Origin of the sequence: Aquabacterium sp. A7-Y (assembly GCF_026153205.1) — a bacterium.
Lineage (GTDB): Bacteria > Pseudomonadota > Gammaproteobacteria > Burkholderiales > Burkholderiaceae_C > Caldimonas.
In genome coordinates, this window is sequence record NZ_JAPFBW010000009.1 from 48,117 (window position 1) to 73,871 (window position 25,755).

General features: G+C 69.3%; 24 protein-coding genes. 17 read left to right on the forward strand and 7 right to left on the reverse strand.

Annotated elements, in window-relative coordinates; all coding sequences use genetic code 11:
* The first annotated feature begins 216 nt into the window (after positions 1–216).
* From OOT46_RS09980 to OOT46_RS09990, 3 genes are all read left to right on the forward strand, one after another.
* A complete protein-coding gene (locus OOT46_RS09980; protein WP_265403454.1) occupies positions 217–546 on the forward strand; it encodes a hypothetical protein in 330 nt (109 codons plus the stop codon).
* A 178-nt stretch (positions 547–724) separates the two neighbouring features.
* Complete coding sequence (locus OOT46_RS09985) at positions 725–2,251, forward strand: fumarate hydratase (protein ID WP_265403455.1); 1,527 nt, start codon at positions 725–727, stop codon at positions 2,249–2,251.
* 276 nt (positions 2,252–2,527) lie between these two features.
* Positions 2,528–3,001 carry a VOC family protein gene (locus OOT46_RS09990; protein WP_265403456.1) on the forward strand — a complete coding sequence of 158 codons (474 nt, stop codon included), beginning with the start codon at positions 2,528–2,530 and terminating at the stop codon, positions 2,999–3,001.
* A gap of 39 nt (positions 3,002–3,040) precedes the next feature.
* Here the strand turns inward: OOT46_RS09990 and OOT46_RS09995 are convergent, their stop codons facing one another.
* Together OOT46_RS09995 and OOT46_RS10000 are read right to left on the reverse strand one after the other, a co-directional pair.
* Positions 3,041–4,408, reverse strand: coding sequence for a mechanosensitive ion channel family protein (locus OOT46_RS09995; protein WP_265403457.1), 1,368 nt, complete (start codon positions 4,406–4,408; stop codon positions 3,041–3,043).
* Positions 4,409–4,447: 39 nt separating this feature from the next.
* Positions 4,448–5,383: a histone deacetylase family protein gene (locus OOT46_RS10000; RefSeq protein WP_265403458.1), complete on the reverse strand. Its 936-nt coding sequence runs from the start codon at positions 5,381–5,383 to the stop codon at positions 4,448–4,450.
* A 50-nt stretch (positions 5,384–5,433) separates the two neighbouring features.
* Between OOT46_RS10000 and OOT46_RS10005 the strand changes: the two genes are divergently transcribed.
* The 5 genes from OOT46_RS10005 (at position 5,434) to OOT46_RS10025 (ending at position 12,061) form a co-directional block, all read left to right on the forward strand.
* Positions 5,434–6,360, forward strand: a complete 927-nt coding sequence (locus OOT46_RS10005; protein WP_265403459.1) for an AAA family ATPase — start codon at positions 5,434–5,436, stop codon at positions 6,358–6,360.
* Between the two features lie 10 nt (positions 6,361–6,370).
* Entirely contained in the window at positions 6,371–7,393 is a 1,023-nt protein-coding gene (locus OOT46_RS10010; RefSeq protein WP_265403460.1) for a DUF58 domain-containing protein, read from the forward strand.
* 80 nt (positions 7,394–7,473) lie between these two features.
* Positions 7,474–9,564, forward strand: coding sequence for a DUF3488 and transglutaminase-like domain-containing protein (locus OOT46_RS10015; RefSeq protein WP_265403461.1), 2,091 nt, complete (start codon positions 7,474–7,476; stop codon positions 9,562–9,564).
* Entirely contained in the window at positions 9,557–10,684 is a 1,128-nt protein-coding gene (gene mltB, locus OOT46_RS10020) for a lytic murein transglycosylase B (RefSeq protein ID WP_265403462.1), read from the forward strand. The genes OOT46_RS10015 and mltB overlap by 8 nt, the downstream gene beginning before the upstream one ends.
* A gap of 186 nt (positions 10,685–10,870) precedes the next feature.
* A complete protein-coding gene (locus OOT46_RS10025) occupies positions 10,871–12,061 on the forward strand; it encodes an HPP family protein (RefSeq protein WP_265403463.1) in 1,191 nt (396 codons plus the stop codon).
* Positions 12,062–12,079: 18 nt separating this feature from the next.
* Here OOT46_RS10025 and OOT46_RS10030 read toward each other — a convergent pair whose 3' ends face one another.
* From OOT46_RS10030 to OOT46_RS10045, 4 genes are all read right to left on the reverse strand, one after another.
* A complete protein-coding gene (locus OOT46_RS10030) occupies positions 12,080–12,874 on the reverse strand; it encodes a transglutaminase family protein (RefSeq protein WP_265403464.1) in 795 nt (264 codons plus the stop codon).
* A 19-nt stretch (positions 12,875–12,893) separates the two neighbouring features.
* The gene (locus tag OOT46_RS10035; protein WP_265403465.1) at positions 12,894–13,853 is read right to left on the reverse strand and encodes an alpha-E domain-containing protein; all 960 of its coding nucleotides are present in this window, start codon (positions 13,851–13,853) and stop codon (positions 12,894–12,896) included.
* Between the two features lie 4 nt (positions 13,854–13,857).
* The gene (locus tag OOT46_RS10040) at positions 13,858–15,294 is read right to left on the reverse strand and encodes a circularly permuted type 2 ATP-grasp protein (RefSeq protein ID WP_265403466.1); all 1,437 of its coding nucleotides are present in this window, start codon (positions 15,292–15,294) and stop codon (positions 13,858–13,860) included.
* An 87-nt stretch (positions 15,295–15,381) separates the two neighbouring features.
* Complete coding sequence (locus OOT46_RS10045; protein WP_265403467.1) at positions 15,382–17,811, reverse strand: DNA internalization-related competence protein ComEC/Rec2; 2,430 nt, start codon at positions 17,809–17,811, stop codon at positions 15,382–15,384.
* Positions 17,812–17,876: 65 nt separating this feature from the next.
* Between OOT46_RS10045 and OOT46_RS10050 the strand changes: the two genes are divergently transcribed.
* Both OOT46_RS10050 and OOT46_RS10055 read left to right on the forward strand, forming a co-directional pair.
* Positions 17,877–18,332: a RidA family protein gene (locus tag OOT46_RS10050; protein WP_265403468.1), complete on the forward strand. Its 456-nt coding sequence runs from the start codon at positions 17,877–17,879 to the stop codon at positions 18,330–18,332.
* Between the two features lie 35 nt (positions 18,333–18,367).
* Positions 18,368–18,850, forward strand: coding sequence for a disulfide bond formation protein B (locus OOT46_RS10055; protein WP_322114246.1), 483 nt, complete (start codon positions 18,368–18,370; stop codon positions 18,848–18,850).
* Positions 18,851–18,889: 39 nt separating this feature from the next.
* Here the strand turns inward: OOT46_RS10055 and OOT46_RS10060 are convergent, their stop codons facing one another.
* Positions 18,890–19,780, reverse strand: coding sequence for a LysR family transcriptional regulator (locus OOT46_RS10060; RefSeq protein WP_265403469.1), 891 nt, complete (start codon positions 19,778–19,780; stop codon positions 18,890–18,892).
* A 67-nt stretch (positions 19,781–19,847) separates the two neighbouring features.
* On the opposite strand from OOT46_RS10060, the gene OOT46_RS10065 reads away from it, so the two are divergent.
* From OOT46_RS10065 to OOT46_RS10095, 7 genes are all read left to right on the forward strand, one after another.
* Complete coding sequence (locus OOT46_RS10065; RefSeq protein ID WP_265403470.1) at positions 19,848–20,114, forward strand: hypothetical protein; 267 nt, start codon at positions 19,848–19,850, stop codon at positions 20,112–20,114.
* Entirely contained in the window at positions 20,111–21,409 is a 1,299-nt protein-coding gene (locus tag OOT46_RS10070) for a 3-isopropylmalate dehydratase large subunit (protein ID WP_265403471.1), read from the forward strand. Before OOT46_RS10065 ends, OOT46_RS10070 begins: the two co-directional genes overlap by 4 nt.
* A gap of 29 nt (positions 21,410–21,438) precedes the next feature.
* Positions 21,439–22,002, forward strand: a complete 564-nt coding sequence (locus OOT46_RS10075; protein ID WP_265403472.1) for a 3-isopropylmalate dehydratase — start codon at positions 21,439–21,441, stop codon at positions 22,000–22,002.
* A gap of 9 nt (positions 22,003–22,011) precedes the next feature.
* Positions 22,012–22,506, forward strand: a complete 495-nt coding sequence (locus OOT46_RS10080; protein WP_265403473.1) for a YbhB/YbcL family Raf kinase inhibitor-like protein — start codon at positions 22,012–22,014, stop codon at positions 22,504–22,506.
* A gap of 49 nt (positions 22,507–22,555) precedes the next feature.
* Entirely contained in the window at positions 22,556–23,794 is a 1,239-nt protein-coding gene (locus OOT46_RS10085) for an HlyD family secretion protein (protein ID WP_265403474.1), read from the forward strand.
* A gap of 240 nt (positions 23,795–24,034) precedes the next feature.
* Positions 24,035–25,075 carry a TauD/TfdA family dioxygenase gene (locus OOT46_RS10090; protein ID WP_265403475.1) on the forward strand — a complete coding sequence of 347 codons (1,041 nt, stop codon included), beginning with the start codon at positions 24,035–24,037 and terminating at the stop codon, positions 25,073–25,075.
* A 79-nt stretch (positions 25,076–25,154) separates the two neighbouring features.
* A complete protein-coding gene (locus OOT46_RS10095) occupies positions 25,155–25,754 on the forward strand; it encodes an L-threonylcarbamoyladenylate synthase (RefSeq protein ID WP_265403476.1) in 600 nt (199 codons plus the stop codon).
* Position 25,755: the final 1 nt, after the last annotated feature.

The following is a 25,755-nucleotide window of genomic DNA, read 5'->3' on the forward strand; positions in this document are numbered from 1 at the left end:
GAGCCGGCGCACACCTGCTGTCTTTTGGTGCGGTTTGGACTTTCTAACGGGGAAAGCGGTCGGACTCAAGGACCCGTCTACACTTTTTACATGGTAAAGACAACAGAACCAAGACCTTTTTCCCGGCGTTTGCCGCCGACGGTACGGCCGCCGCGCATGGCGTTGTGGGCGCCCAGGTCGTGCACTGAAACAAGTCCATTCGAGCCTCGCCAGGGTATGAACCCCAGCACCCTGCTTCGCCTGCTGTCCTGGGCCTGCATCGCGGCACTCGCTGCTTGGACCTGGTATGCGGAGGTCTACCTGTTCAAGGGCGGGGGTCGAACGATGGCCAGCATCGCTTCAGGGCTGGGTGCGGCGATACTCTGGATCGGAGGGCTTGCGGCCTTGCTGCTGCTGGCCGCCGTGCTCAACCTGCTCGCCTTCCGGCTGGCGCCTGCCCCGCGCCGCAGGGCCAGGACCGTCGAGGCGGTTCTGTTCGGCATTGCCGGGCTGGGGCCGCCCGTCTTTGCCGCGGCCGTCGTGCTGCTGGAACGCCTCGGAGCGTAGCTCGCCCGCTTGAGGGAAAGCCAGGTCGAACCGGCGGGCCAAGGCGTCCGGAAAACCGCGCACAGCCTGGCGAGGGCCCGCTTCCGCACGCGGACGTGCAAAAGTACGTGGATCCCGCGCCGGTGGCCTTGTCAAGCCCGAGAGATAATCCGGGGCTTGCCCGAGACCCTCTGACACCATGACCACCACGATCCAATACGACGACCTGGTCGAGAGCGTCGCCGCCTCGCTCCAGTACATCAGCTACTACCACCCGGCCGACTACATCCAGCATCTGGCGCGCGCCTACGAGCGCGAGGAGTCGCCGGCGGCCAAGGACGCGATCGCGCAGATCCTGACCAACTCGAAGATGAGCGCCGAGGGGCGCCGCCCGATCTGCCAGGACACGGGCATCGTCAACGTGTTCCTGAAGATCGGCATGGACGTGCGCTTCGAGGGCTTCTCGGGCTCGATCGCCGACGCGGTCAACGAGGGCGTGCGGCGCGGCTACCTGAACCCCGACAACAAGCTGCGCGCCTCGGTGCTGGCCGACCCGCACTTCGAGCGCAAGAACACCAAGGACAACACGCCCGCGGTCATCCACATGGAAGTGGTGCCCGGCCATACGGTGGACGTCACCGTCGCGGCCAAGGGCGGCGGTTCGGAGAACAAGTCCAAGTTCGTGATGATGAACCCGAGCGATTCGCTGGTCGACTGGGTGCTCAAGACGGTGCCGACGATGGGCGCCGGCTGGTGCCCGCCCGGCATGCTGGGCATCGGCATCGGCGGCACCGCCGAGAAGGCGATGCTGCTGGCCAAGGAGTCGCTGATGGAAGACATCGACATGTACGAGCTCCAGCAGCGCGGCCCACAGAACAAGCTCGAGGAACTGCGCCTGGAACTCTACGAGAAGGTCAATGCACTGGGCATCGGCGCGCAAGGCCTGGGCGGCCTCACCACCGTGCTCGACATCAAGATCAAGACCTACCCGACGCACGCCGCGTCCAAGCCGGTCGCGATGATTCCCAACTGCGCAGCCACCCGCCACGCCCACTTCGTGCTCGATGGCTCGGGCCCGGCCTACCTCGAGCCGCCCAGCCTCGACCTGTGGCCCGACGTGTCCTGGGCGCCCGACTACAACAAGTCGCGCAAGGTCAACCTCGACAGCCTGACCCGCGAGGACGTGGCGAGCTGGAAGCCCGGGGACACCCTGCTGCTGAGCGGCAAGATGCTGACCGGCCGCGATGCCGCGCACAAGCGCATCCAGGACATGCTGGCCAAGGGCGAGTCGCTGCCGGTGGACTTCACCAACCGCGTCATCTACTACGTCGGCCCGGTCGATCCGGTGCGCGACGAGGTGATGGGCCCTGCCGGTCCGACCACCGCCACCCGGATGGACAAGTTCACCGAGATGATGCTGGCGAAGACCGGTCTGATCGCGATGATCGGCAAGGCCGAGCGCGGCCCGGTCGCGATCGAGGCGATCCAGAAGCACAAGAGTGCCTACCTGATGGCCGTGGGCGGGGCCGCCTACCTGGTCTCCAAGGCCATCAAGGGCGCGAAGGTGGTGGGTTTCGAAGACCTCGGCATGGAAGCGATCTACGAGTTCGAAGTCCAGGACATGCCGGTCACCGTGGCCGTCGACGCCGGCGGCACCTCGGCCCACATCACGGGGCCCAAGGAGTGGCAGGCCCGGATCGGCAAGATCCCGGTCGCGACCGCCTGAGGCGACGCAACCTGACCCGGGCGGCTTGGGCCGGCACCGGGGCCGAGAACGGAGGCCGCGGGCCTCCGTTTTCTTTTGGCCTCTTCAGGCGGGAACGGGGGCGGCAGACGACGCACGGGATGCCGTTCGTCGGTTCGGGCGCGGCCCCTGAAAGTTCTTCTTGCCGGCTGCCGGGCGACTGAATATGCTGTACATCCATACAGTATTCGCAAGGCGCAGCCGCTGTCCCGGGCCGGTGGTTCGCTCTTCCTTTGCCTTCGCCCGGAGGGAGCTTCCATGTCGCAACCCGTCAAACCCATCCCTGACGGCTACACCGCCGTCACGCCCTACCTCACCATCCGCGGCGCCGCCGGCGCCATCGAGTTCTACAAGAAGGCCTTCGGCGCGGTCGAGACCCTGCGCATGCCCTCGCCCGACGGGCTGATCTCGCATGCCGAGATCACGATCAACGGCGCGATCGTGATGCTGCACGACGAGACCGACCAGTGGCCCGCGCGCAGTCCGACGACGATCGGCGATTCAGGCACCACGCTGATGCTCTACGTCGACGATGTCGATGTCGTCATGCAGCGCGCGGTGGACGCTGGCGCCACCGTCACGATGCCGGCCGCCAACCAGTTCTACGGTGACCGCTGCGGCAAGATCACCGACCCCTACGGCCACAAGTGGAGCATCGCCACCCACATCGAGGACGTGAGCCCGGAAGAGATCAGCCGGCGCGCGGCGCAGCTGTTCGCCTCCGGGGTCTGAGGCGGGCCGCGTGCCCGGGACCGTGCTGGCAGGGCCCGCTCAGGCGGCCCGCGCCAGGTCCTGGGGCGTGCCGTCGTAGCGGGGCCCGGCGCCGAGCGGCAGACCCTGCACCAGCCGCCGTGGGCAAGCCATCTCCACCCCGGTCTCCGCAAGCACCGCGAGGACGGTCTCGTTCACGGCCGACCGAACATTGGACTGCCCATTGCCAGGGTCACCCACCCAGAACTGCACCGTGACCTCCAAGCCGTCGGGCGTGAAGTTGCTCAGCTCTATCGTGGGCGCCGGCGTCGCCATCACGCGGGGCACCCGCGCGAGGGCGGCCGCCAGGCGCTCGCGCAGCAGCGCGAAGTCGCTGCCGTAGGCGATCTGGAAGACGCTGGTCAATTGCAAGGTCGGATCCACACGCGAGGCGTTTTCGACCCGCTGCGTGATCAGCACTTCGTTGGGCACCAGCGCCTCGCGGCCGTTGCCATTGCGGATCACGGTGAAGCGGGTGTTGATGTCGACGATGCGGCCCTCGAAGTTGTCGACCTTGACGAGGTCGCCGATGCGCAGGCTGCGCTCGGCCAGGATCACGAAACCACTGACATAGTTGGAGGCCAGCTTTTGCAAGCCGAAACCCAGGCCGACGCCGATGGCACCGCCGAAGACCGACAACACCGTCAGGTCGATCCCGGCGGCCGACAGGGCCAGCAGCAGGCCGACCAGCAGCAACAGGGCACGGGTCGCGTTGGCGGCAATCTTGCGCAGGGAGAGGTTGTGGGTCGCGCCCTTGAGCAGCCGGCCTTCGATCGCCGAGGACACCCACAAAGCCACCACCATCACGACCACCGCGCTCAGCACACCTTCGATCAGGTTGCGCAGGGACACGCGCGCCGAGCCGATCTTCCAGCCGATCTGATCGAGCTCCTGCATCAGCAGCGGCAGCAGACCGGTCACCCACAGCACCATGCCGGCCCAGGCCACCCAGGAGATCGAGCGCTCGACCACGCCCACCAGGGTGGACTGAGGGAAGGCCACGCGCAGCACACGCACGCTGACCCGGATCACCACGAGCGACACCAGCACCGGGACCGCCAGCCGGAACACCGCGATCGGCATCCAGAGCGCGAGTGCCGGCCGCGCCACCAGCGCGAGCACCAGCGCAAGCACCGGGAACAGCACGCCGTCCCAGCCGCGCTCGCCCAGCCAGACCGGCAGGCGGCCGGCGCCCAGTCGGGCACGCAGCCCGCGCGTCAGGCCGAAGGCCAGCGACAGGCAGGCCGCCAGCACAGCCAGTTCCAGCAAGGCGGTGGCATGCGTGAGCGACAGAATCAGGCGCTTGAGCTCGGCCGTGGTGGAAGCCGAGGGCGGGACAGCGGAGGCCGGCAGGGCGGCCGACAGGGACGCAAGCAGAGGTGTGGACATGAACAGGAAAGTCGGGCGTTCGAGTTCACGGACGCCGGCTCACACTCCCGCCAGCACCCGCACGTGGGCCGCGACGCTGCGCGCCAGGGCACTCAAACTGTAGCCGCCTTCGAGGCAGGAGACGATACGGCCCTTGGCATGGCGGTCGGCCACGTCCTTGATGCGGCGGGTGATCCATTCGTAGTCGGCCTCGACCAGCCCCAGCTGGCCCAGATCGTCTTCCCGGTGCGCATCGAAGCCGGCCGAGACGAAAATCATCTCGGGCTTGAAGCGCTCCAGCCGAGGCATCCAGATCGCCTCGATCAGCTCGCGGATCTCCATGCCCTTGGTGTAGGGCGGCACTGGCAGGTTCACCATGTTGTCGCCGGCCGGCTCGGTGCCGCTGTAGGGATAGAGCGGGTGCTGGAAGAAGCTGACCATCAGCACCCGGTCGTCGCCGGCGAGGATGTCCTCGGTGCCGTTGCCGTGGTGCACGTCGAAGTCGACCACCGCCACGCGGCGCAGGCCGCGCACGTCCAGGGCATGCCGGGCCGCGATGGCGACGTTGTTGAAAAAGCAGAAGCCCATCGCCTGGTCGCGTGTCGCATGGTGGCCCGGCGGGCGCACCGCGCAAAAGGCGTTCTCGAGGCGGCGGTCGAGCACCGCATCGGTGGCGGCCACCGCCGCGCCGGCCGAGCGCAGCGCCGCGGCCCAGGTGTGCTCGCACAGCACGGTGTCGGGGTCCAGGGCACGGCGCTCGCCGGTGGCCTTCACCTGCTCGGCCATGTCCCTCAGGTGAGCCACATAGCGGGTGTGATGCGCCAGCTCGACGTCACGCAGCGAGACCTGGGGCGCCTCGCGCTTCTCGAGGGCCACGTCCAGGCCGCTGGCCAGCAGGAAATCGTCGATCGCGTCCAGCCGTTCCGGGCACTCGGGGTGGCCTGCCCCCATGTGATGACGGTGGCAATCGGGATGGCTGAAATAGCCGGTCGCCATTGTGAACTTGTCCCCGTGTTCCGATTGTGATTTCAGGTATGGTGCGGTCCATGAGCAGCACCTTGCATGAGCAGCTTCGACGGCTGTTGGGCCAGATTAACACGATCATCGTTGGCAAACAGCAGCAAGTGGAAGACAGCGTCGCCTGCCTGCTCGCGGGCGGCCACCTGCTGATCGAGGACGTGCCCGGCGTGGGCAAGACCACGCTGGCCCACGCCCTGGCCGTGTCGCTCGGGCTGCGCTTCTCGCGGGTGCAGTTCACCGCCGACCTGATGCCCTCCGACCTGGTCGGCGTGAGCATCTACGAGCGCGGCCGCGAGGCCTTCGTCTTCCACCCCGGCCCGGTGTTCGCCCAGGTCCTGCTGGCCGACGAGATCAACCGCGCTGGCCCGAAGACGCAGAGCGCGCTGCTCGAAGCAATGGAAGAACACCAGGTCACGACCGAGGGTGAGACCCGCCCTCTGCCGACACCGTTTTTCGTGATCGCGACACAGAATCCCAGCGACCAGCTGGGCACCTATCCGCTGCCCGAGTCCCAGCTCGACCGCTTCCTGATCTGCATCACGCTGGGCTACCCCGACCGTGCATCCGAGCGCCAGCTGCTGTCGGGCACCGACCGCCGCAAAACCATCGAGCAGCTGGGCGCGGTGATGAGCCCGGCCGAGCTGCTCGCGGCGCAGCAGGCGGTGCTGCAGGTGCACGCGGCCGACGCGCTGCTCGATTACCTGCAGGACCTCATCGCCGCCACCCGGTCCGGACGCTGGTTCGTCGAGGGACTCAGCCCGCGTGCCGGTATCGCACTGCTGCGTGCGGCCAAGGCGCGCGCCTTGCTGGCCCAGCGCAACTACGTCGCCCCCGACGACATCCAGGCCATCCTGCCGCAGGCGGTGGCGCACCGTCTGGTGCCGGTCGCCAGCAGCGGCCGCGGGCGGCTGGAGCAGGTGCGCGCGATGATCGAGGCGGTACCCCTGCCCTGAGCACACCGCGATGAAAGCCACTGCGGCGGCCAGACAGCCAGCGACCGGGGCATTCCGGCCCGGTCCGCTGCAGCGGCTGCGCTCGCGCCTGCGCGCCTGGCTGCAAGGCCGGCTGCCAGTCTCCGACACCTTGCTGCTGACCCAGGGCAACGTCTATATCCTGCCCACCCGGCCGGGCCTGATGTTCGCACTGACCTTGCTGGTGCTGCTGCTCGCTTCGATCAACTACCGGCTCAACCTGGGGTACCTGCTGACCTTCCTGCTGGCCGGCGCGGGCATCGCCGGCATGTACCTGACCCACGGTACCCTGCGCGGCCTCACGCTGCATCTGAAGCAGCCCGCACCGGTGTTCTGCGGGGATGCCGCGATGCTCGAGGTGACCCTCACCAGCGCCGCGCGCCGCCCGCGTTACGGCATCGGCCTGCGGGTGCTGCGCGAGGACCGCCGCAGCGCCGCATCCGGATGGAGCTGGACCGACGTACCGCCCGAGTCACAGGCGCTGGCCCATGTGGCCTTCCAGCCCCAGCGGCGCGGTCGCCACCGGGTCCCGTCGCTGACGGCCGAAACGCGCTTTCCGCTCGGCATCTTCCGCGTCTGGGCCATCTGGCGGCCGGCCGCCGAACTGCTCGTCTACCCCGCCCCCGAGATGCAGGCGCCCCCGCTGCCCGGCGCTCAGCCCATGCCGGGCGGACCGGTCAACGCACGGCACAGCCAGGGCGGCGAGACCGAGGGTGTGCGGGCCTACCGGCGCGGCGATCCCTTGAAGCTGGTGGTCTGGAAGAAGGTCGCCAAGAGCGACGAGATGGTCAGCCGCGACACCTCGGCCGCAGCCCGCCAGGAACTCTGGATCGACTACCAGCTCACCGGCGGCGCCGACCTGGAACGGCGCCTGTCGCGCCTGACGGCCTGGGTGCTGAGCGCCGACCGGCTGGGCATGGCCTACGGACTGCGCCTGCCCGGTCACGACATCGCGCCCGACCATGGCGAGGCGCACCGGCGCCGCTGCCTCGAACAGCTGGCCTTGTACGCCTGAGCGCCGGGGCCGCCGAAACCTGCCTGCCGCCCTGCCCCGTTACCCGCCCACCACTGCCCCCGACACGCCCCGAAAGACCCATGCCCGCCCCACGCACCGCCCCCGCCGCCCCCCGGGCAGCGCTGCACGAGCGCTGGTCCAATCTCAGGCACCTGCCGCGCGAGACGCGCGACACCCTGTTCCTGCTGGCTGTCATCGGCTGGGTCATCGCGCCTCACCTGCCGCGCCTGCCGGGGTGGTGCTCGATGCTGGCGGCCGCGGTGCTGCTGTGGCGGGGCTGGCTGGCCCTCGGCGCCCGGGCCCTGCCCGGCCGCTGGGTGGTCGGCGCCTTGCTGGCCGTCTCGGTGGGCGCGACGCTGATGAGCTACCGCACCCTGCTGGGCAAGGAGGCCGGCGTCACGATGGTGGTCGTGCTGATGGTGCTCAAGACCCTCGAGCTGCGCGCGCGGCGCGACGCCTTCGTGGTGTTTTTCCTCGGCTTTTTCCTGGTGCTGACGCACTTCCTGTACTCGCAGTCCATCCTGATCGCGTTGGCCATGGTGGTCGCGGTCTGGGGTCTCCTGAGCGCCCTGGTGCTGGCCCACATGCCGGTCGGCCAGCCAAGCCTGGCGAGCGCCGGCCGCCTGTCGGCCCGCATGTGCCTGTTCGGCGCGCCGGTGATGGTGGCGCTGTTCGTGTTGTTTCCCCGCTTCGGGCCCTTGTGGAAGCTGCCCCAGGACGCCGACAGCGCAGGCACTGGCCTGTCCCAGCAGATGCGCATGGGCGCCCTGGCCGAACTGGCGCTCGACGACAGCGTGGCGCTGCGGATCCGCTTCGACGGACCGGTGCCGCCTGCCGAGCAGCTCTACTTCCGGGGCCCGGTGCTGGCGGCCTTCGACGGGCTGGAGTGGCGGCCGCTCAGGGACGTCTACCGGAGCCCGTCGCAGCAGATCAGCGCGGAGCTGCAGGTGCAAGGCCCGGGCATAGGCTACGAAATGACCGTGGAGCCCACCCGCGTCCCGGTGCTGCCCGCGCTCGAAGCCACCGCCGAGGTGGAGCCGGACCCGGGCCCCCGCCCGCGCATGGCGGCGAGTCTGGAATGGTCCCTGGGCCGCCCGCTCGTGGAGCGCGAGCGTTTCCGCGCGACCGCCTATCCGGCCTTCCGGCACGGCCCGCAGCGCGCGGTGCAGGGGCTGCACGACTACCTGCGGCTGCCACCCGGCTACAACCCCCGCACCCTGGCCTGGGCCGCCGCGCTGCGCCGCGAGCCGGGCCTCGCCCAGGCAGACGCCCGCCGCTTGGCCGACGCGGTGCTGCAGCATGTGCGGCGCGAGAACTACGTCTACACCCTGGCACCGGGCGCCTACGGCGACGAACAAGGCCGCCACGCGGTCGACGAGTTCTGGCTCGACCGCCGGCAGGGCTTCTGCGAGCATTTCGCGGCCGCCTTCACGGTGGTGATGCGGGCCCTCGACGTGCCGGCACGTATCGTCACCGGCTACCAGGGTGGCGAGCTCAACCCGGTGGACGGCTACTTTCTTGTCACCAACAGCCAGGCCCATGCCTGGGTCGAGTACTGGCAGGAGGGCGCGGGCTGGATACGCGCCGACCCGACCGCGGCGGTGGCCCCGGAACGGGTACAGCGTTCGACCCGTCTGCGCGCGCCGCCCGGTTTTGTCGCCAGTGTGCTGGGCACCGAGGATTCAACCTTCTGGCGTGGCCTGCAGCACCGCCTGGATGCCCTCAACAACGCCTGGAACCAGCGGGTGCTCAACTATTCGCGCAGCGAGCAGCTGGACCTGCTCAGGCGTGCCGGCTTCGAGTCGCCCGACTGGAGCGACCTGGCCAAGCTGCTGCTCGGGCTGCTGGTCCTGGCCTCGGTGCTTGGCGCCGGCTGGACACGCTGGGAGCGCAGTCGGCAGGACCCCTGGCTGCGCGCCTACCACCGCGTGCAGCAGCAACTCGCCGCCGCCGGCCTGCCCTCGGCCGGCCATGTCCCGCCGCGCGAGCTGGCAGGACTGGCGCTGCAGCGCTGGGGTGAGCCGGCCCGGGCGGTGGCCGAGCTGCTGCTCGGCATGGAGGCCGAGCGCTATGGCCGGGCATCGGGCGGCGCTGCGGCTTCCGGCTCTACACTCTCGCGCTCCCTGGCGCGCGATCTGAAGCGTGCCCTTGCACGACTGGACCATGCCTGAACCGACCTTGCTGCCCTTCCTGCGCCGCGCGCGCCCCGGCCTGCCGGCTGCCCTGCTCGCCACTGCGCTGGCACTGGCCGCCCGGCCCGCACCGGCTCAAAACACCACCCCCCCGCCGGCACCGGCCGCCGCCGAGGCACCCGACGTCGTGACCTACGGCGGCCGGGCCGACGTGATGACGCTGGCCGACGAGATGGCGCAGCGCCGAGGGCTCGACGCCGGCTGGGTGCGCGACACCTTGTCGCGGTCGCGCTACATCCCTGCGGTGGCGCGTTTCATCATGCCGTCGGCGGCCGGCAGCGCGAAAAACTGGACCGCCTACCGCTCGCGTTTCGTCGAGCCGCGGCGCATCCGCGCGGGCCTCGCCTTCTGGCAAGCCAACGAGCGCTGGCTGCGACAAGCGGAGGAGATGTACGGCGTGCCGGCCGATGTCGTGGTCGGCATCGTCGGCGTCGAGACCATCTACGGTCAGCACATGGGCAACTTCCGGGTGCTGGACGCACTGGCGACCCTGAGCTTCGACTTCCCCGCCGGCCGCCGCGACCGCAGCGCCTTTTTCCGAGAGGAGCTGGAGCAGTTCCTGGTGTTGTGCCGCAGCGAGGGGCTGGACCCGGTCGCGCCGCGTGGCTCCTATGCCGGCGCCATGGGCATGCCCCAGTTCATGCCCAGCAGCTGGAACCGCTACGCCGTGGACTTCGACGGCGACGGACGTATCGACCTGCACGCCAGCGCGCCCGACGTGATCGGCAGCGTGGCCCACTATCTGTCGGAGTTCGGCTGGCAGCGCGGCCAGCCCACCCACTTCGAGGTGGCCGCGCCGGTCGACCTGCGTGACCGCGCCGTGCTGCTCGCGCCCGACATCCTGCCCAGCTTCACGGCCGAGCAGTTCGCCGCCCAGGGCGCGGGCCTCTCGCCCGAGGGCCGCGCCTACACCGGCAAGCTGGCGCTGGTCGAGCTGCAGAACGGCGAAGCCGCGCCCAGCTTCGTCGCCGGCACCGCCAACTTCTACGCCATCACGCGCTACAACTGGTCGAGTTACTACGCAATGGCCGTCATCGAGCTGGGCCGCTCGGTCGCGGCGCTGCAACAGGCACGCAGCCTGGCCCCGGCCCTGCCCTGAAGGCAGCCCGGCCACGGGCGAAAACGCCGGTCTTTCGCCAGCTTCCGGTCCCCCCGGGGCGTGGGCCTTGCCCGTCAAACCGCGGCGGGAGGGCCCGCATTAGGCACCAATATGCACAGAGACAGCGCCTCACGCTGGTGCAATGCGAATAATTGGTGCTTTTTGCCCCAAGACGGGACGTTGACCTTGCACTGGCTCCAGTCTCTCCATGCCCTTCTGCCTCCTCCCTTCCACGCCAGCCCGGTGGAACGCCTGCGCGCCTGCTTTGGCGCCTTGCTCGGTCTGCTGCTGACCGGCCTGATCGCACGCGCCACGGTCGACCCATCGGCACAACTCCCGCTGCTGATCGCCCCTCTGGGCGCCTCGGCGGTGCTTTTGTTCGCGGTGCCTTCGAGTCCGCTGGCCCAGCCCTGGTCCGTGTTCGGCGGCAACACGATGTCAGCGCTGGTCGGTGTGAGCTGCGCCCGCTGGGTCGGCGACCCGCTGTTCGCGGCGCCCCTGGCGGTCGGCTGCGCCATCGGTCTGATGTTCCTGGCGCGCTGCCTGCACCCGCCCGGCGGCGCCGTGGCCCTGCTGTCGGTGGTCGGGGCGCCGGCCATCAAGGCGCAGGGTTATGCTTTCGTGTGGTGGCCAGTGGGGCTGAGCTCGCTGCTGCTGGTGCTGGCGGCCCTGCTCTACCACCGGCTCACCGGACACCGCTACCCGCACCCCGCGCGCACGCCTGCCGCGGAGTCGCCCCACCACACGGCGGACCCCACGCCGAGCGAGCGCGTCGGCATCCGCGAGGAGGACGTGCGCGAGGCACTGCGCCGGCGCCCCGAACTGGTCGACATTGCCGAGGACGATCTGCAGGCACTGATCGCCGGTGTCGAACAGCAGGCCTTGCTGCGGCACCCCGGGGTGCCGACCTGTGCCGAGCTGATGTCGCGCGATGTGGTCGCCATCGGACCGGACACATCGCCGGCCCAGGCCTGGGCGCTGCTGCGGCACCACCAGGTGCGCGCCCTGCCGGTCGTCGACGCCGAACGCCGGGTGGTCGGCCTGTTGTCCGGGGGCGACTTTTTCACCGGCGTCGACTGGCGCGAGCAGGACAGCGCCGGCGCCAACTGGCGACGTTTCCTGCGCCGTGTCGGCACCGCCGAGGGCGTCGACGGCGGCCCGGTCACCGTGCGGCGGCTGATGCGCACATCGCCGCTGACGGTCGGGCCGGAAGCGCCGCTGCCCGAGGTGGTGGAAGCCATGACCGAGGGCGGCTTGCACCCCCTGCCGGTGGTCGACGACGAGGGCCGCCTGCAGGGCATCGTCACGCCCTCCGACCTGGTCGCGGCACTGTACCGGCTCGCGGTTACCGGCGCTCAGGGCGCGCTGAAGGCCTGAGCGGGAGCGCTGCGGCGCTCACAGCCGCTGGATGTCGATATGCACCTGCATGGTCTCCTCGCCGCCGCCATGGCGTATGCCCTTGACGGGCGGGCAGGCGGCGTAGTCCGGCCCCGCCGCCAGGCGCACGTGGCGCTCGTCCATCAGGCAGGCGTGTGTCACGTCCACGCTCAGCCAGCGGCGCGCCTCAATGTCCACGCAGACGTCAACCCAGGCATGGCTGGCGAGTTCGGGCGCATCCGGGGCGTGGAAGTAGCCGCTGACATAACGGGCCGGCACGCGGTGGGCGCGGCAAGCGGCGATAAAAACATGCGCCTGGTCCTGGCAGACGCCCTTGCCCCAGTCGAAGGCTTCCAGGGCGGTGGTCTGCACGTCGGTGTGGCCCGGCCGGTAGCTCACCTGCTCGCACACCGCACGCGCCAGCGCGATCAGGTTGTCGGGCGCGAGGCCGGCGTCGAGGTGGGGTGCTGCAAAGGCGGCGACCCGCCGGTGCGGCTCGGCCAGCGGGGTCGGGCGCAGGTAGAGCCAGGGTGAGGGCTGGCCCGGCAGATCGGCCAGCTCGGCGCAGGCAAACGTCTCGACCACGCCCTGCGCCCGCACCGTGCCCTTGCGCAGTCGCGGCGGCAAGCTGCAGGTGTGGGTGTGGTTGCCGTAGCCGTCCACCGAGGCGAACACGGGCGCCGGCGCATGCACCTGCCAGTGCACCACCGTCTGGTGCGGCGAGGAGGCCGGGGTCAGGCAGTAGGCCTGCACGCCATGCTGGATCTCCGTGGCGTATTCGTAGTGGGTGGCGTGCTGGATCTGCAGGCGCATCGTCGCAAAGCCCTCGCCTTCAGCCGCTCACCGGGACCAGGAAGTCGCGGCTGATGCCGGCGCCCAGATCGTTCACGCGATCGAGGAACTGGGTCAGGAAGGCGTGCAGACCGGTCGCCAGGATCTCCTCGATGCTGCCGTACTGCAGGTCGGCCCGCAGCCGCCCGGCGCGGCGCAAGGTCTCGTGCGACTGCTCGTTGGCGACATCACGCAGGTTCAGCACCACCTCGTTGAGGCAGGCGGCGAGCGAGCGCGGCATGTCGGGCCGCAGGATCAGCAGCTCGGCCACCTTCTCGGGACGGATCACGTTGCGGTAGACCTTGCGGTAGACCTCGAAGCCCGAGACCGAGCGCAGGATGGCCGACCAGTGATAGAAGTCGTACTCGAGGTCCTTCTGGCTGGCGGCACCGAAAAACTCGCTCTGCACGGCATGGAACTTCACGTCCAGCAGCCGGGCGGTGTTGTCGGCACGTTCCAGGAAGGTGCCGATGCGCAGGAAGTGGAAGGCCTCGTCCTGCAGCATCGTGCCCAGGGTGACACCGCGCGAGAGGTGCGAGCGGAACTTGACCCACTCGAAAAACTGAGCCGGGTCGCGCTGCAGCCGGCCTGTGCCGAGCAGACGATTGAACTCCAGCCAGGTCTGGTTCTGGGTCTCCCAGACCTCGGTGGTCAGCGTGCCGCGCACGGCCCGCGCGTTCTCGCGCGCGGCGCGCAGGCAGGCGGCGATGCTCGACGGGTTGCTGCCGTCGCGCACCATGTAGTCCATCACATTGCGGGCCGAGACGGTGTCGTAGCGGCGCGCGAAGTCCAGGCTCAGCTCCGAGATGCTCAGCAGGCCCTTCCAGCCCAGCTCGGCCACGCCGGCGGATTGCGGCAGCAGGCTGGTCTGGTAGTTGACGTCCAGCATGCGCGCGGTGTTTTCGGCGCGCTCCATGTAGCGCGCCATCCAGAACAAGTGGTCGGCAGTCCTCGACAGCATCTCTTCAAGCCTCTAGCACCCAGGTGTCCTTGGTCCCGCCGCCCTGGCTGCTGTTGACGACCAGCGAGCCTTCCTTGAGCGCCACCCGGGTCAGCCCGCCGGGCACCATCTGCACGCTCTGGCTGCTCAGCACGAAGGGGCGCAGGTCGATGTGGCGCGGCGCGATGCCGCTTTCCACATACGTGGGGCAACTGGAGAGCGCGAGGGTCGGCTGGGCAATGTAGCGCGACGGATCGGCCACCAGCCGGGCGCGGAAGTCCTCGATCTCCTGGCGCGTGGCGGCCGGGCCGACCAGCATGCCGTAGCCGCCCGCGCCGTGCACCTCCTTGACCACCAGCTCGCTCAGGTGGTCCAGCACATAGGCGAGGTCCTGCGGCTCCCGACAGAGGTAGGTGGGCACGTTGTTGAGCACCGGCTGCTCGCCGAGGTAGAACTCGATCATCTTCGGCACATAGGGATAGATGGACTTGTCGTCCGCAATGCCGGTGCCGATCGCGTTGGACAGGGTCACGTTGCCGGCCCGGTAGACACTCAGCAGCCCCGCGCAGCCGAGCGAGGAGTCGGGCCGGAAGGCCAGCGGGTCGAGGAAGTCGTCGTCGACCCGGCGGTAGATCACGTCCACCCGCTTCGGTCCCTGCGTGGTGCGCATGTAGATGAAGTTGTCCTTGACGAACAGGTCCTGGCCCTCGACCAGCTCGACCCCCATCTGCTGCGCCAGAAAGGCGTGTTCGAAATAGGCCGAGTTGTACATGCCGGGCGTCAAGACCACCACCGTGGGCTCGTTGACGCCGGCCGGCGCGACCGCCCTCAGGCTGTCGAGCAGCAGGTCGGGGTAGTGGTCGACCGGGGCGATGCGGTGCTCGCTGAACAGCTCGGGGAACAGCCGCATCGTCATCTTGCGGTTCTCCAGCATGTAGCTGACGCCGCTGGGCACGCGCAGGTTGTCCTCCAGCACGTAATACGTGCCACTGCCGTCGGTGTTGCCGGCGCGCACGATGTCGATGCCGGCAATGTGCGCGTAGACCTTGCAGGGCACGTCCACGCCCAGCATCTCGGGGCGGAACTGCGCATTGCCGAACACCTGGTCGGGCGGGATCAGCCCGGCCTTGATGATCTCCTGGTCGTGGTAGATGTCGTGGATGAAGCGGTTCAGTGCCGTCACGCGCTGGGTCAGGCCGCGCTCCATCTCGCGCCATTCCTGGGCCGGGATGATGCGGGGAATCAGGTCGAAGGGGATCAGCCGTTCGGTGCCGGAGCCGTCCTCGTCCTTGGCACCGTAGACCGCGAAGGTGATGCCGACGCGGCGGAAGATCATCTCGGCTTCCTCGCGCCGCGACCGCATGGTGTCGTCGCTCTGGCGCGCCAGCCAGCGGTCATAGGTGCGGTAATGGTCGCGCACGGCACCGTCGCCGGCATGCATCTCGTTGAAGCTGGGTCTCATCGTTTCACTCTCCGGACGGCCGTCATGCAAGAAGCAGGCCTTGCACCCGGGGGCCGACAAGGGCAGCGGGCCGGCCCGCGCCCTGCTTCATTCCACATCGCCACTGCTGCCCCGATGGTGCCAGTAACGGCGCCGGCGGTCACGCTCGCACTGGCCGCGGCCCTCGGCCCAGCGGTAGGCGCCGCACTGGGCGCTGGTGATGCGCTCGATGCCGCGCACCTGGTAGCGCGCCAGCACCGCCGCAGCCGGGTGGCCGAAACGATTGCGGTAGCCGGCCTGGAACACCGCCGTGCGGGGCTGCACGGCGTCGAGAAAGGCGGCCGTGCTGGACGTCTTGCTGCCATGGTGGGGCGCCAGCAGCAGATCGGCCCGCAGGGCCTCGCGCTGCCAGGCCACCAGCAAGGTCTCCTGGCCGCGCTCGATGTCACCGGTCAGCAAGGCGCTGTACCCGGCGCCGCTGATCTTCAGCACGCAGGACACCTGGTTGGGCTGCAGCGGCGGCGCCCGATCGCCGGGCTGCGGGTGCAGCATCTCAAAGCGCACGCCGTCCCACTCCCAGTGCTGCCCGGCCTGGCAATCGACATGACGCGCCGCCTGCTCGCGCATCGGGTGATCCGGCTCGAGCGAGCTCCACAGCTCCATGCCCGGGTAGGCCCGGAGCAGGGCCGGCAGGCCGCCGGCATGATCGTTGTCGCGGTGCGAGAGCACCAGCCGATCAGGCGCCCGCTCGCCGAGCGCCTGCAGCAGCGGCAGCAACACCCGTTCGCCGGCGTCGGCCTCGCCGCCATAGTGCGGACCCGCGTCGTACAGCAGGGTGCGGTGGGCGGTGCGCACGATCACCGCGCCGCCCTGCCCCACGTCCGGCACGATGAGGTCGAAGCTGCCGGGCGCGGGCCGGGGAATGCCGGGCATCAGCAGCGGCAGCAGCAGCGGCAGGCCCAGCAGCCTGAGCCGCTGCGGCAGCGGCAGCACCAGCACCAAGGCGCCGACCAGCCCTGCCACCGCGGCCCAGGCGGGCGCCGCCGCCACCGCCCACACCGCCTGCGGCCAGCCCGCCAGCGCCTCCAGGAAGCCGAACAAGCGGTGCAGCGACCAGGCGGCCGCGCCCCAGAGCGGCGCGCACAGCACGGCCAGCATCGCGAGCGGGGTCACCACCAGGGTCAGGACCGGGATCGCCACCAGATTGGCCAGCAGGCCGACCACCGACAGCTGCTGGAAAAACAAGAGGCTCAGCGGCGCCAGCCCAAGGGTCGCCAGGACCTGCGTGCGCAGTCCCCCGGAAGCCAGGGACCACAGCCCGCGCGCCAGGCGCCGCACCGACCAGCGCCCCGGCGCCCAGGCCCGGCCGGGCATGCCGCGCCGCTCGGACGCCATCAGCAAGGCGACCGCCGAGAAGGACAACCAGAAGCCTGGCTGCAGCAAGGCCCAGGGATCGAACAACGCGACCACCGCGGCCGCCCACAGCAGCACCAGCGGCCAGGGCCAGCGCCGCCCCGAGGCGGCCACCAGCTGCACCACGGCGAGCATCCAGACCGTGCGCTGCGCCGGCACGCCCCAGCCCGAGAACAAGGCATACGCCGCCGCCAGCAGCAGACCGCTCCAGCGTGCCGCGTGGGGCGCCGGCAGCCACAGCATCAGCTGCCCGCCCCAGCGCCAGGCGCGCTGCACCGCGGCCGAGGCGAGCCAGGCGAACATCGTCACGTGCAGGCCGCTGATCGCCATCAGGTGGGCCACGCCGGTGCTGCGGAAGACCTGCCAGTCCTCGCGCGCGATGGCCGCCTGGTCGCCCACCACCAGGGCTGCGAGCACGCCCGCTGCACGCGGCTCGTCGACCTCGGCCTCGATGCGGTCGCGCACCCGCTGCCGGGCCCGCTGCAGCGGCAGCGCTGCCGCCGCATCGAGCAGCTCGGGCGCGGGCCGCGCCTCGCGCACATGGCCGGTCGCACCGACACCCTGCTCGAACAGCCACAGCTCGTGGTCGAAACCCTCGGGATTGAAGCTGCCGTGCGGCTGCTTGAGCCGCACCGTCAGGCGCCAGCGCTGACCGGCCTTGAGCGGGGGCTGCGCCTCGGACGGCACCGGCTCGCGGGTGCCGTCGGCGAAGCGGCTTGCATACCAGGACAGCAGCAGCGTGCGGGGCAGCGCGACCGGGCGAGCGGCCAGTTCGGCCTGCTCCACCTCGAAGCGAAAGCGCTGGCCGGCGGAAAGGCGCTGCGGCAGGCCGGCGATCAGGCCGGTCACGCTCAGGTCCTGCCCTTCGAGCTGTGGCGGCAGCCGATCCGCCAGGCGCAGCACCGCGTGGGCACCGGTGAGGCCGAAGCCAACCACGATGGCGGCGGTCGCGGCCAGCGCGACGCTGCGCCGGCCGGCGGCGGCAGCGGCCAGTGCGCCCGCCGCCAGGCCCGCATAAACCGCGAGCGGCCACAGGGCGCGCTGCTGCAGTTGCAGCACGGCACCGAGCAGCCCGGCCAGCGGCAGCAGCCAGACAAACAGCGTGGACCCCGCTTGCGCGCGCACCCCACCCCTCCCCTCGTGTGCCGCAAGTGTAGGATTGCCGCTCTGCCAACCAGGAGCACGACCCCATGTCCGTCTATGACCGCCTCAAGACCCTTCAGATCGAACTGCCACCGGTGGCGGTGCCGGCCGCCGCCTACGTGCCCTACCTGCGCACCGGCTCGCTGGTGTTCCTCTCCGGGCACATCGCGAAGAAGGACGGCAAGCCCTGGGTCGGCCAGCTCGGCAAGGACATGGCCACCGAGCAGGGCAAGGCCGCGGCACGCGCCGTCGCCATCGACCTGCTGGGCACCCTGCACGCCGCGGTGGGCGACCTCAACAAGGTCAAGCGCATCGTCAAGCTGATGAGCCTGGTCAACAGCACGCCGGACTACATCGAGCAGCACCTGGTGACCAACGGCGCCTCCGACTTGATCGGCGAGGTCTTCGGCGATCGGGGGGCCCACGCACGCAGCGCCTTCGGCGTGGCCCAGATCCCGCTGGGTGCCTGCGTCGAGATTGAACTTATCGCGGAAGTCGAATAACCAAGGTCTTCTTCAACGACGCCCCGGAGCCCGCCTTGCGTCTGACGTCTTCCTCCGCCCTGCTGGGCTTGAGCTGCCTCGCCAGCCTGGCCGCCGTCGGCGCGGCCCTCGTGTCGCAATACGCCTTCGGCATGTCGCCCTGCCCCTGGTGCATCCTGCAGCGCCTGATCTTCCTGGTCATCGCCTTGCTCGCCGGGCTGGCCTGGGCGATCCGGGCGCCGGGAGTACGCCGGCTGCTCGCCGGCCTCGCGGTGCTGGCGGCGGGCTGCGGCATCGCCGCGGCGGTCTACCAGCACACGGTGGCAGCGCAGTCCTTCTCGTGCAACCTGACGCTGGCCGACAAGATCATCGGCGCGCTGCACCTGGAGCAGGCCCTGCCTTTCGTGTTCCGCATCAAGGCCTCCTGCGCCGACGCGGCCGTGAGCCTGCTGGGCCTGCCCTACGAGTACTGGAGCCTGGGGCTCTATGCGCTGCTGCTGCTGGCCACCCTGATGGTGCTGCGCAAGCCGCGCGGCTGAGGCGCTGCGGCGCCTCAGCCTTGCCCTGGCCTGCGCGCCTCATCCCGCCCGCATGTGGGCGGTCGCGCTCATCAGCCGCTCCATGAACAGCCGCACCTTGGGCTGCAGCGAGCGGCCCGAGGCGTGCAGCGCGAAAACCTCCTTCTCGCGTATCGTCCACTGCGGCAGCAACTGCACCAGCCGGCCTTCGGCGACAGCCGCCTCGGCCACATAGGACGGCAGCAAACCCACCCCCAGCGAGTCCTCGGTGCCCCGCAGGATCGCCATGCTGTTGTTGGTGCGCAGCTTGCCCCGCAACAGCAGTTCGCCGGCTTCGCCGGCGCGGCTGATCGGCACCCGCACGGTGGTGCCCTGGCCCCGGAATATCAGGCATTCGTGCTGCTCCAGGTCGGCCGGCGTCATCGGCCAGCCCTGCCGGCCCAGGTAGGCCGGTGTGGCGCACAGCACCCAATGCATCTTCGCGATGCTGCGTGCGACGTATTCCTCGGGCGGCGCGTCAAGGATGGCGATGTGGACGTCGGCGGCGTCATATTTGAGATCACCTGCCTGTTCGTTCAGGTGCAGGTCCACTTTCAATTCCGGATGGTCCCGCATGATCGCGTCGACCACCGGATAGACATAGAGCGAACCGAAAGTCACCGGCGCCACGACCCGCAGCAGACCGCGGGGCGTTAATTGAAACGCGGCTGCCGCATTCGTGCCCGCAGCCGTTATTTCTAACAGTTTGACGCAAGATTCATAAAACGCTTGGCCGGCTTCTGTTAGGCGCACGCTGCGCGTGGTTCTGAACAGCAGCTTCACCCCGAGATTCGCCTCGAGGAACTGAATCTCCTTGCTGACTGCCGCCTTGGACAGGCTCAGCCGCTCGGCGGCGCGCGTGAAACTTCCGTATTCGGCGACACGGGCGAATATCACCATCAGCAGAGCCATGCGCGCGGGATTCGTCTCTCTATTGTCTCCGCCGGGAAACAGTGCGTTTCGCTCGCCTGAGTTGATCATGATCGACCTCTCCCCTTACAGTGAATTCCAGCAAGATCTACAGCACTCGCTGAAGCAGATACAAGTTTACTTCACTAGTGAAGCTTTCAGTCTGCCTCGCTTCGCACCATCGGAGTGCCTTGCGCACGTGAACCGGGAGGAACCGGGCGATTACTTGAAAAACGGATGCACCGATATCGATTCGGTGCGCCTTGTGACGCCTTTTCTCCGTGACCCGGGCGTATTCGCTTTATGTGGACACGCCTTTATCAAGAAAAGACGATGAAACAGACCCTGACGCAGAAAATCCTGGCCAAGGCCAGCGGCTCGACCGCCGTCGAAACCGGCGATGTGGTGTGGGCGAAAGTCGACATCCTGATGTCCCACGATCCGTGCTCGCCGGGGGTCATCGGCATCTTCAAGCGCGAGTTCGGCGAGGAGGCCCGGGTCTTCGACCGCGAGCGTTTCATCATGATCCCGGACCACTTCGTCTTCTCGGCCGACCCGCTCGCCAACGCCAACGTGCGCACCATGCGCAAGTTCGCCGCCGAGCAGCAGATCCGCTACTTCTACGACGTCGGCTCGCCCGCCTACAAGGGCGTGTGCCACGTCGCCCTGGCCGAGGGCGGCCACAACCGGCCCGGCGAGGTGCTGCTCGGCACCGACTCGCACACCGTCACCTCGGGCGCCTTCGGCACCTTCGCCATCGGCGTGGGCAACACCGACGCGGCCTTCGCCCTGGGCGCCGGCCAGGTGCCGCTGAAGGTGCCCGCGACGATCCGCGTGGACCTGGTCGGCGAGATGCCGCGCCACCTGCTCGCCAAGGACCTGATCCTCGCCGTGATCGGCCAGCTCGGCCTCGACGGCGCGACCTACCAGGCACTGGAGTTCGGCGGCGAGGTGATCGATGCCCTGTCGGTCGAGGAGCGCATGACCATCTGCAACATGGTGGTCGAGTGCGGCGGCAAGAACGGCATCATGGTGCCCAATCAGGCGACCCTGGAGTATGTGCACGCCCGCAGCGACCTGCCCTTCGAGGTGCTGCGGCCTGACACCGGCGCCGAGTACTCGCGCCACCTCACGATCGACGTCAGCCGCATGGACTCGGTGGTCGCCAAGCCCCACTCGCCGGACAACATCGCCGACGCCGGCAGCCTGCTCGACACCGTGCTCGACCGCGCCTACATCGGCTCCTGCACCGGCGGCAAGCTGGAGGACTTCGTGGCCGCTGCACGCGTGCTGCGCGGCAACAAGGTGCGCATCCCCACCTTCGCGGTCCCAGCCACCCGCGAGGTGCTGGACGGCATGATCCGCACCCGCATCGACGGGCCCTCGGTGTTCGAGATCTTCCAGGATGCGGGCGTCGCGGTCTCGACCTCGCCCGGCTGCGCCGCGTGCTGCGGCGGCCCGGTGGACACCTTCGGCCGGGTCGACCAGCCGCAGCGTGTCATCTCGACCACCAACCGCAACTTCGTCGGCCGCATGGGCCACAAGAGCGCGCAGATCTACCTGGCCTCGCCCTACACCGTCGCCGCCAGTGCCCTCAAGGGCTCGGTGGTCAGCGCGCGGGACTATTTCTGAACGGTGCCAACCAGCAGGAGCACAGCCCCATGAGCAGCAACAGAAAGATCATCGCCGGCCGGGCTTATGTCCTCGGCGACCACATCGACACCGACCAGATCCTGACGGCCGAGTACCTGAAAATCAATCCGTCCACCGAGGAAGGCTTCCGCGAGCTTGGCCGGCTCGCGATGTGCGGTCTGCCCGAGGGCCTGCCGGCCTTCGTCGACCCGGCCACCGGCACCTCGCCTTACCAGATCGTGGTCGCAGGCGAGAACTTCGGCTGCGGCTCCTCACGCGAGCATGCCGTCATCGCGCTCGGTGCGGCGGGCGTCCAGGCGGTCGTCGCGCAGAGCTATGCCCGCATCTTCTTCCGCAACTGCGTCTCGACAGGCCAGCTGCTGCCGGTCAGCTCCAAGGTGCGCCTGAGCGACCGCATCCGCACCGGCGACCTGGTCGAGATCGACGTCGAGGAACGCCGCATCCTCTGCGCGTCGCGGGACATCCAGGTCGCGACCGAGCCGATCGGCGAGCTGGCGCACATCGTCGAGGCGGGCGGCCTGTTCGCCTACGGACGGGCCCACGGCAAGATCCCCGCCCGCGCGGCGGCCTGAGGAGGAACCATGAGCAGCCTCGAACTTGCGCTACCGGAGCTACGGCCTTCGCAGTGGCTCTCGCTGCAACACGAATACGACCGCTTCGACGGCAGGGGCGGCAACACCTCACCGCAGCTGCAGTGGCAGGGCCTGCCCGAGGGCACCCGCAGCCTGGCGCTGACCCTGTTCGATCCCGACGCACCGACCGGCAGCGGCTTCTGGCACTGGGTGGCCTTCGACCTGCCGCCGACGCTGGACGGGCTGCCGGTCGCCGCAGGCTCGCCCTCGGTCGCGACGCTGGAGAGCGGTGGCCTGCAGGCCCGCAACGACTTCGGCCACCACGGTTACGGCGGCCCCTGCCCGCCGGTGGGCGCGCAGCCGCACCGCTACCAGTTCACGCTGCACGCGCTCGACACCGAACGGCTGGGCGTGGACGCCGAGACGCCCAACGCCATCGTGCGCTACCTGGTCCACAGCCGTTCCCTGGCCAGCGCCCAGGTGATCGCCCTCTACGGGCGCTGAGCCGGGCCGCCGCATCGCTACGCCGTCTCCGACCTGCATGGCCTTTCGTATGAAAACCACCCGCCTGCAAGAAGCTTTCCGCAAGACCGGCCTCTGGGGCAAGGCTGCCGCGGTGGCGGTCTTCGCACTGGTTCCCGCGGCCTATGTGTTCGGCTGGGGCAGCCGCGAGATCACCTCGCAGGCCTTCATCAACGCGCCCATCGTCGTGCTGCGCTCGCCCATTCCCGGACGCACGCAACTCGCACCACGGCTGCAGGTCGGCACGGCGGTGCGCCCCGGCGACACCCTCGGTGTGGTGCTGGCCGACACCGAAAACGCGCGCGTCTCGGGCCTCAGGACCCTGCTGGCCGACCTGCAGACGCGGGCCCGCACGCTGGAGACCGAGCAGGCAGCGCTCGAGGCACGCATTCAGAGCCGGCAGACCGAGCTGCAGCAGCTGCGCGTTGACGTGCAGCTGCAAAAGTCGGTCGAGCTGGCCGGCGCCCGCGCCGAACTGACCGTCAGCAGCTCGGAGATCGCCCGCGCCAGCGCCGAGCAGGAGCAGGCGCAGCAGGGCGCCACGCGTGCGGTCGCGCTGCTGCAGGCTGGGTTCATCAGCCAGGAAGGCTACGAAAAGATGCTGCGCGAACAGCGCGTGGCGGCAGCTGCGACGGCGGTCGAGCGGGCCCGCCTGCTGCGTGCCGAAGCGGCCCTGAGGGCCGCGCAAAGCGGCCTGCAGCTCGACGGTCCGCGCAGCCTGCCTTACGTGCAGACGCGCGCCCGAGAACTGGGCCAGGAACTGGTCGACCTGCGCGCCCGCCTGCAGCAGGCCCAGTCCGAACTGGCGGCCAACCGCACGGAGGCCGGAGTGATCGAGGCCGAGCTGCAGCAGCAGCGCGAGGCCCGGCTCGCCTCGCCGGTACACGGGGCCGTCTGGGGGGTCGAATCCAACACGGGAGACAGCGTGGACCACAACGGCGCGGTGCTGCGCCTGATCGATTGCAGGGCCCCCTGGGTGGAGGCCTTTCTGAAGGAGTCCGAAGTGGAGCAGCTGCGCCCGGGCCAAGCGGTGCGGGTGCGTTCGCTCCAGTCCGGCGCGCAATGGTCGGGTGTGGTCGAAACCGTGCGGGCCGGCACCGGCCGGGTGTCGGTGGGGCAGTACGTGGTCGACCCGCCCCCGGAAGTGATGCGGCGCCAGTTGCCGGTGCGTGTCGCGACGGCACGCATCCGCGTCAACTGGACCACGGCCTTGCCGGTCAAGGACTTCTGCGGCGCGGGCTCCAGCGTGTCCGTGCACCGGGCCGGCTGAGGCGAGGCCGGACAAGCGACCGAACCATCCCCATCCACCACTCACCGACAGGAGGTTTTCCCCAGACGGCAGCAAGAAAAGCGACGCGCCCGCGAGGCCTTTGAACACCGAACCCGTAGCAGCGGGTCGGCCTCTCTCGCCTGCGCGTCTGAAACTCAAGCGGGGGTGAGATCCAGCCGTAGCAGCGGCCGGAGGATTTGCATCGCCCCCTCGTGTACAGAACAACAGGAGCCAGTGAACATGGAACCGATCCTTGCCCTCAACGCTGACGAGCGCAACGGGCTGCGCGAACGACTATGGGCGCTCAATGCCAACCCCTACCGCGACTACCCGCATTTCAAACGCGCCATCAGTGCGCTGATCGAAGACAAGGAAGTCCCGGAGCGATTGCTCAGGACCTGCGACCGGATTCGCGAAGAACGCGAACAGCGCAAGAGCCACGCCCACCTGATCCGCAACTGCCCCATCGACCCGATGGTTCCGGTCTTCGACCAGAACGACCCGGTCCAGGACAAGTACCGCACCAAGACGACCTATGTCGGCGAAGGCATTCTGGAGTTGTTCGGACAACTGACCGGAACGCCGTTGCTGGCCTATGATACGCGAAACAACGGTGACTTCTTTCACGACGTCTACGCCCACACGCGATATTCCGGGACGCAGACGCAGAAGACCGACGGCGAACTCTACTTCCACAACGACCGCACCGCCCACCCGGTGCGCGCCGACTATCTGGCTCTGCTGGGCATGCGTTGTTATGCCGGCAACCGCATCTACACCGGCTTCATCGACGGCCAGTGGCTGCTTGACCATCTGAGCGAGCGCGAGCAGGCCCTGCTGCGCCAGCCCTACTACCAGACCCCCTACGACGAGTACTCGCGCGACTCCAATGCGGCCCAAGTCGATTCGGAGCCGCACCTCATCCTCGAGGAGACGCAGTGCTTCCGCTATTACGACACCCGCACCAAGCCGCACCGCGACGCACCGCCCGAGGCGCGTGACGCGCTGATCGCGCTCAAGGACGCGATCGTCAAGGCGCGCAAGCACCGCATCGTGCTCGACATCGGCGACCTGCTGTGCGTGGCCAACCAGGCCGGCCTGCACAACCGCGAGCTGGTCGAGGTGGCGGATGCCGAGCAGGCCAAGAAGCGCTGGCTGCTCAAGACCTACAGCTTCCGCAGCCAGGCACACATGGAGAAGTTCGCCGACTGGTTCCCTTCCCATTGCCCGGGCCTGGTGCAGGACGCACCGGAAGCCCTGCTGGAGAAGAAGGCCGCCTGAACGGGCCGTGAAGCGCCTTGCGAGCCGGCGCCCCTCTGGGAGGGCCGGCTCCCCCCGTCATTCCGAACGCGAGAGATTCATGCAAGCAACCGAATTCATGGCGGTGGCCGAGGCCATCGCGCGCGGCGGCGTCGCGCTGCTGCCCACCGACACCAACTACGCGCTGGCCTGCGACCCCTGGGACGAAAAGGCCTGCGCACGGCTCTACGAGATCAAGAAGCGCCCGCCCGAGAAGCCGCTGACCCTGTTCGTCGCCGGGCCCGACGATGCGATCCCCTACACCTCTCTGTCGGGCCACGAGCTGGAGCGCTTCCAGAAACTGGCGCGCAGCTTTTGGCCCGGGCCGCTCAACCTGATCGTGCCGGCCTCCCCCCGGGCGCCCAAACACCGCTACTTCGACCGCGACAGCATCTCCATCGTCTGCAACGCCAACGCCTCGCTGCAGGCGGTGCTGAAGGCCTGCGGCCACCCGCTGGCGCTGACCTCGGCCAACCTCTCGGGGGTGCAGGTCGAGGGCCTGATCACGCCACAGCAGGCGGTCGAGCTGTTCGGCAGCCAGGTCGACGCGATCGCCCCGCCCGCGCCCGCCGAGCCGCAGACCACCCGCTCCAGCACCATCGTGCGCCTGGGTGCCCAGGGGCTGGACGTGGTGCGCCAGGGCGACCTGGTGATCGCCTGAG

Bases quoted from the DNA above. Each gene is read 5' to 3' on its own strand.
- OOT46_RS09980 (WP_265403454.1), top strand. From the start codon at position 217: ATGAACCCCAGCACCCTGCTTCGCCTGCTGTCCTGGGCCTGCATCGCG.
- OOT46_RS09985 (WP_265403455.1), top strand. From the start codon at position 725: ATGACCACCACGATCCAATACGACGACCTGGTCGAGAGCGTCGCCGCC.
- OOT46_RS09990 (WP_265403456.1), top strand. From the start codon at position 2,528: ATGTCGCAACCCGTCAAACCCATCCCTGACGGCTACACCGCCGTCACG.
- OOT46_RS09995 (WP_265403457.1), bottom strand. From the start codon at position 4,408: ATGTCCACACCTCTGCTTGCGTCCCTGTCGGCCGCCCTGCCGGCCTCC.
- OOT46_RS10000 (WP_265403458.1), bottom strand. From the start codon at position 5,383: ATGGCGACCGGCTATTTCAGCCATCCCGATTGCCACCGTCATCACATG.
- OOT46_RS10005 (WP_265403459.1), top strand. From the start codon at position 5,434: ATGAGCAGCACCTTGCATGAGCAGCTTCGACGGCTGTTGGGCCAGATT.
- OOT46_RS10010 (WP_265403460.1), top strand. From the start codon at position 6,371: ATGAAAGCCACTGCGGCGGCCAGACAGCCAGCGACCGGGGCATTCCGG.
- OOT46_RS10015 (WP_265403461.1), top strand. From the start codon at position 7,474: ATGCCCGCCCCACGCACCGCCCCCGCCGCCCCCCGGGCAGCGCTGCAC.
- mltB (WP_265403462.1), top strand. From the start codon at position 9,557: ATGCCTGAACCGACCTTGCTGCCCTTCCTGCGCCGCGCGCGCCCCGGC.
- OOT46_RS10030 (WP_265403464.1), bottom strand. From the start codon at position 12,874: ATGCGCCTGCAGATCCAGCACGCCACCCACTACGAATACGCCACGGAG.
- OOT46_RS10035 (WP_265403465.1), bottom strand. From the start codon at position 13,853: ATGCTGTCGAGGACTGCCGACCACTTGTTCTGGATGGCGCGCTACATG.
- OOT46_RS10040 (WP_265403466.1), bottom strand. From the start codon at position 15,294: ATGAGACCCAGCTTCAACGAGATGCATGCCGGCGACGGTGCCGTGCGC.
- OOT46_RS10050 (WP_265403468.1), top strand. From the start codon at position 17,877: ATGTCCGTCTATGACCGCCTCAAGACCCTTCAGATCGAACTGCCACCG.
- OOT46_RS10060 (WP_265403469.1), bottom strand. From the start codon at position 19,780: ATGGCTCTGCTGATGGTGATATTCGCCCGTGTCGCCGAATACGGAAGT.
- OOT46_RS10065 (WP_265403470.1), top strand. From the start codon at position 19,848: ATGATCGACCTCTCCCCTTACAGTGAATTCCAGCAAGATCTACAGCAC.
- OOT46_RS10070 (WP_265403471.1), top strand. From the start codon at position 20,111: ATGAAACAGACCCTGACGCAGAAAATCCTGGCCAAGGCCAGCGGCTCG.
- OOT46_RS10075 (WP_265403472.1), top strand. From the start codon at position 21,439: ATGAGCAGCAACAGAAAGATCATCGCCGGCCGGGCTTATGTCCTCGGC.
- OOT46_RS10080 (WP_265403473.1), top strand. From the start codon at position 22,012: ATGAGCAGCCTCGAACTTGCGCTACCGGAGCTACGGCCTTCGCAGTGG.
- OOT46_RS10085 (WP_265403474.1), top strand. From the start codon at position 22,556: ATGAAAACCACCCGCCTGCAAGAAGCTTTCCGCAAGACCGGCCTCTGG.
- OOT46_RS10090 (WP_265403475.1), top strand. From the start codon at position 24,035: ATGGAACCGATCCTTGCCCTCAACGCTGACGAGCGCAACGGGCTGCGC.
- OOT46_RS10095 (WP_265403476.1), top strand. From the start codon at position 25,155: ATGCAAGCAACCGAATTCATGGCGGTGGCCGAGGCCATCGCGCGCGGC.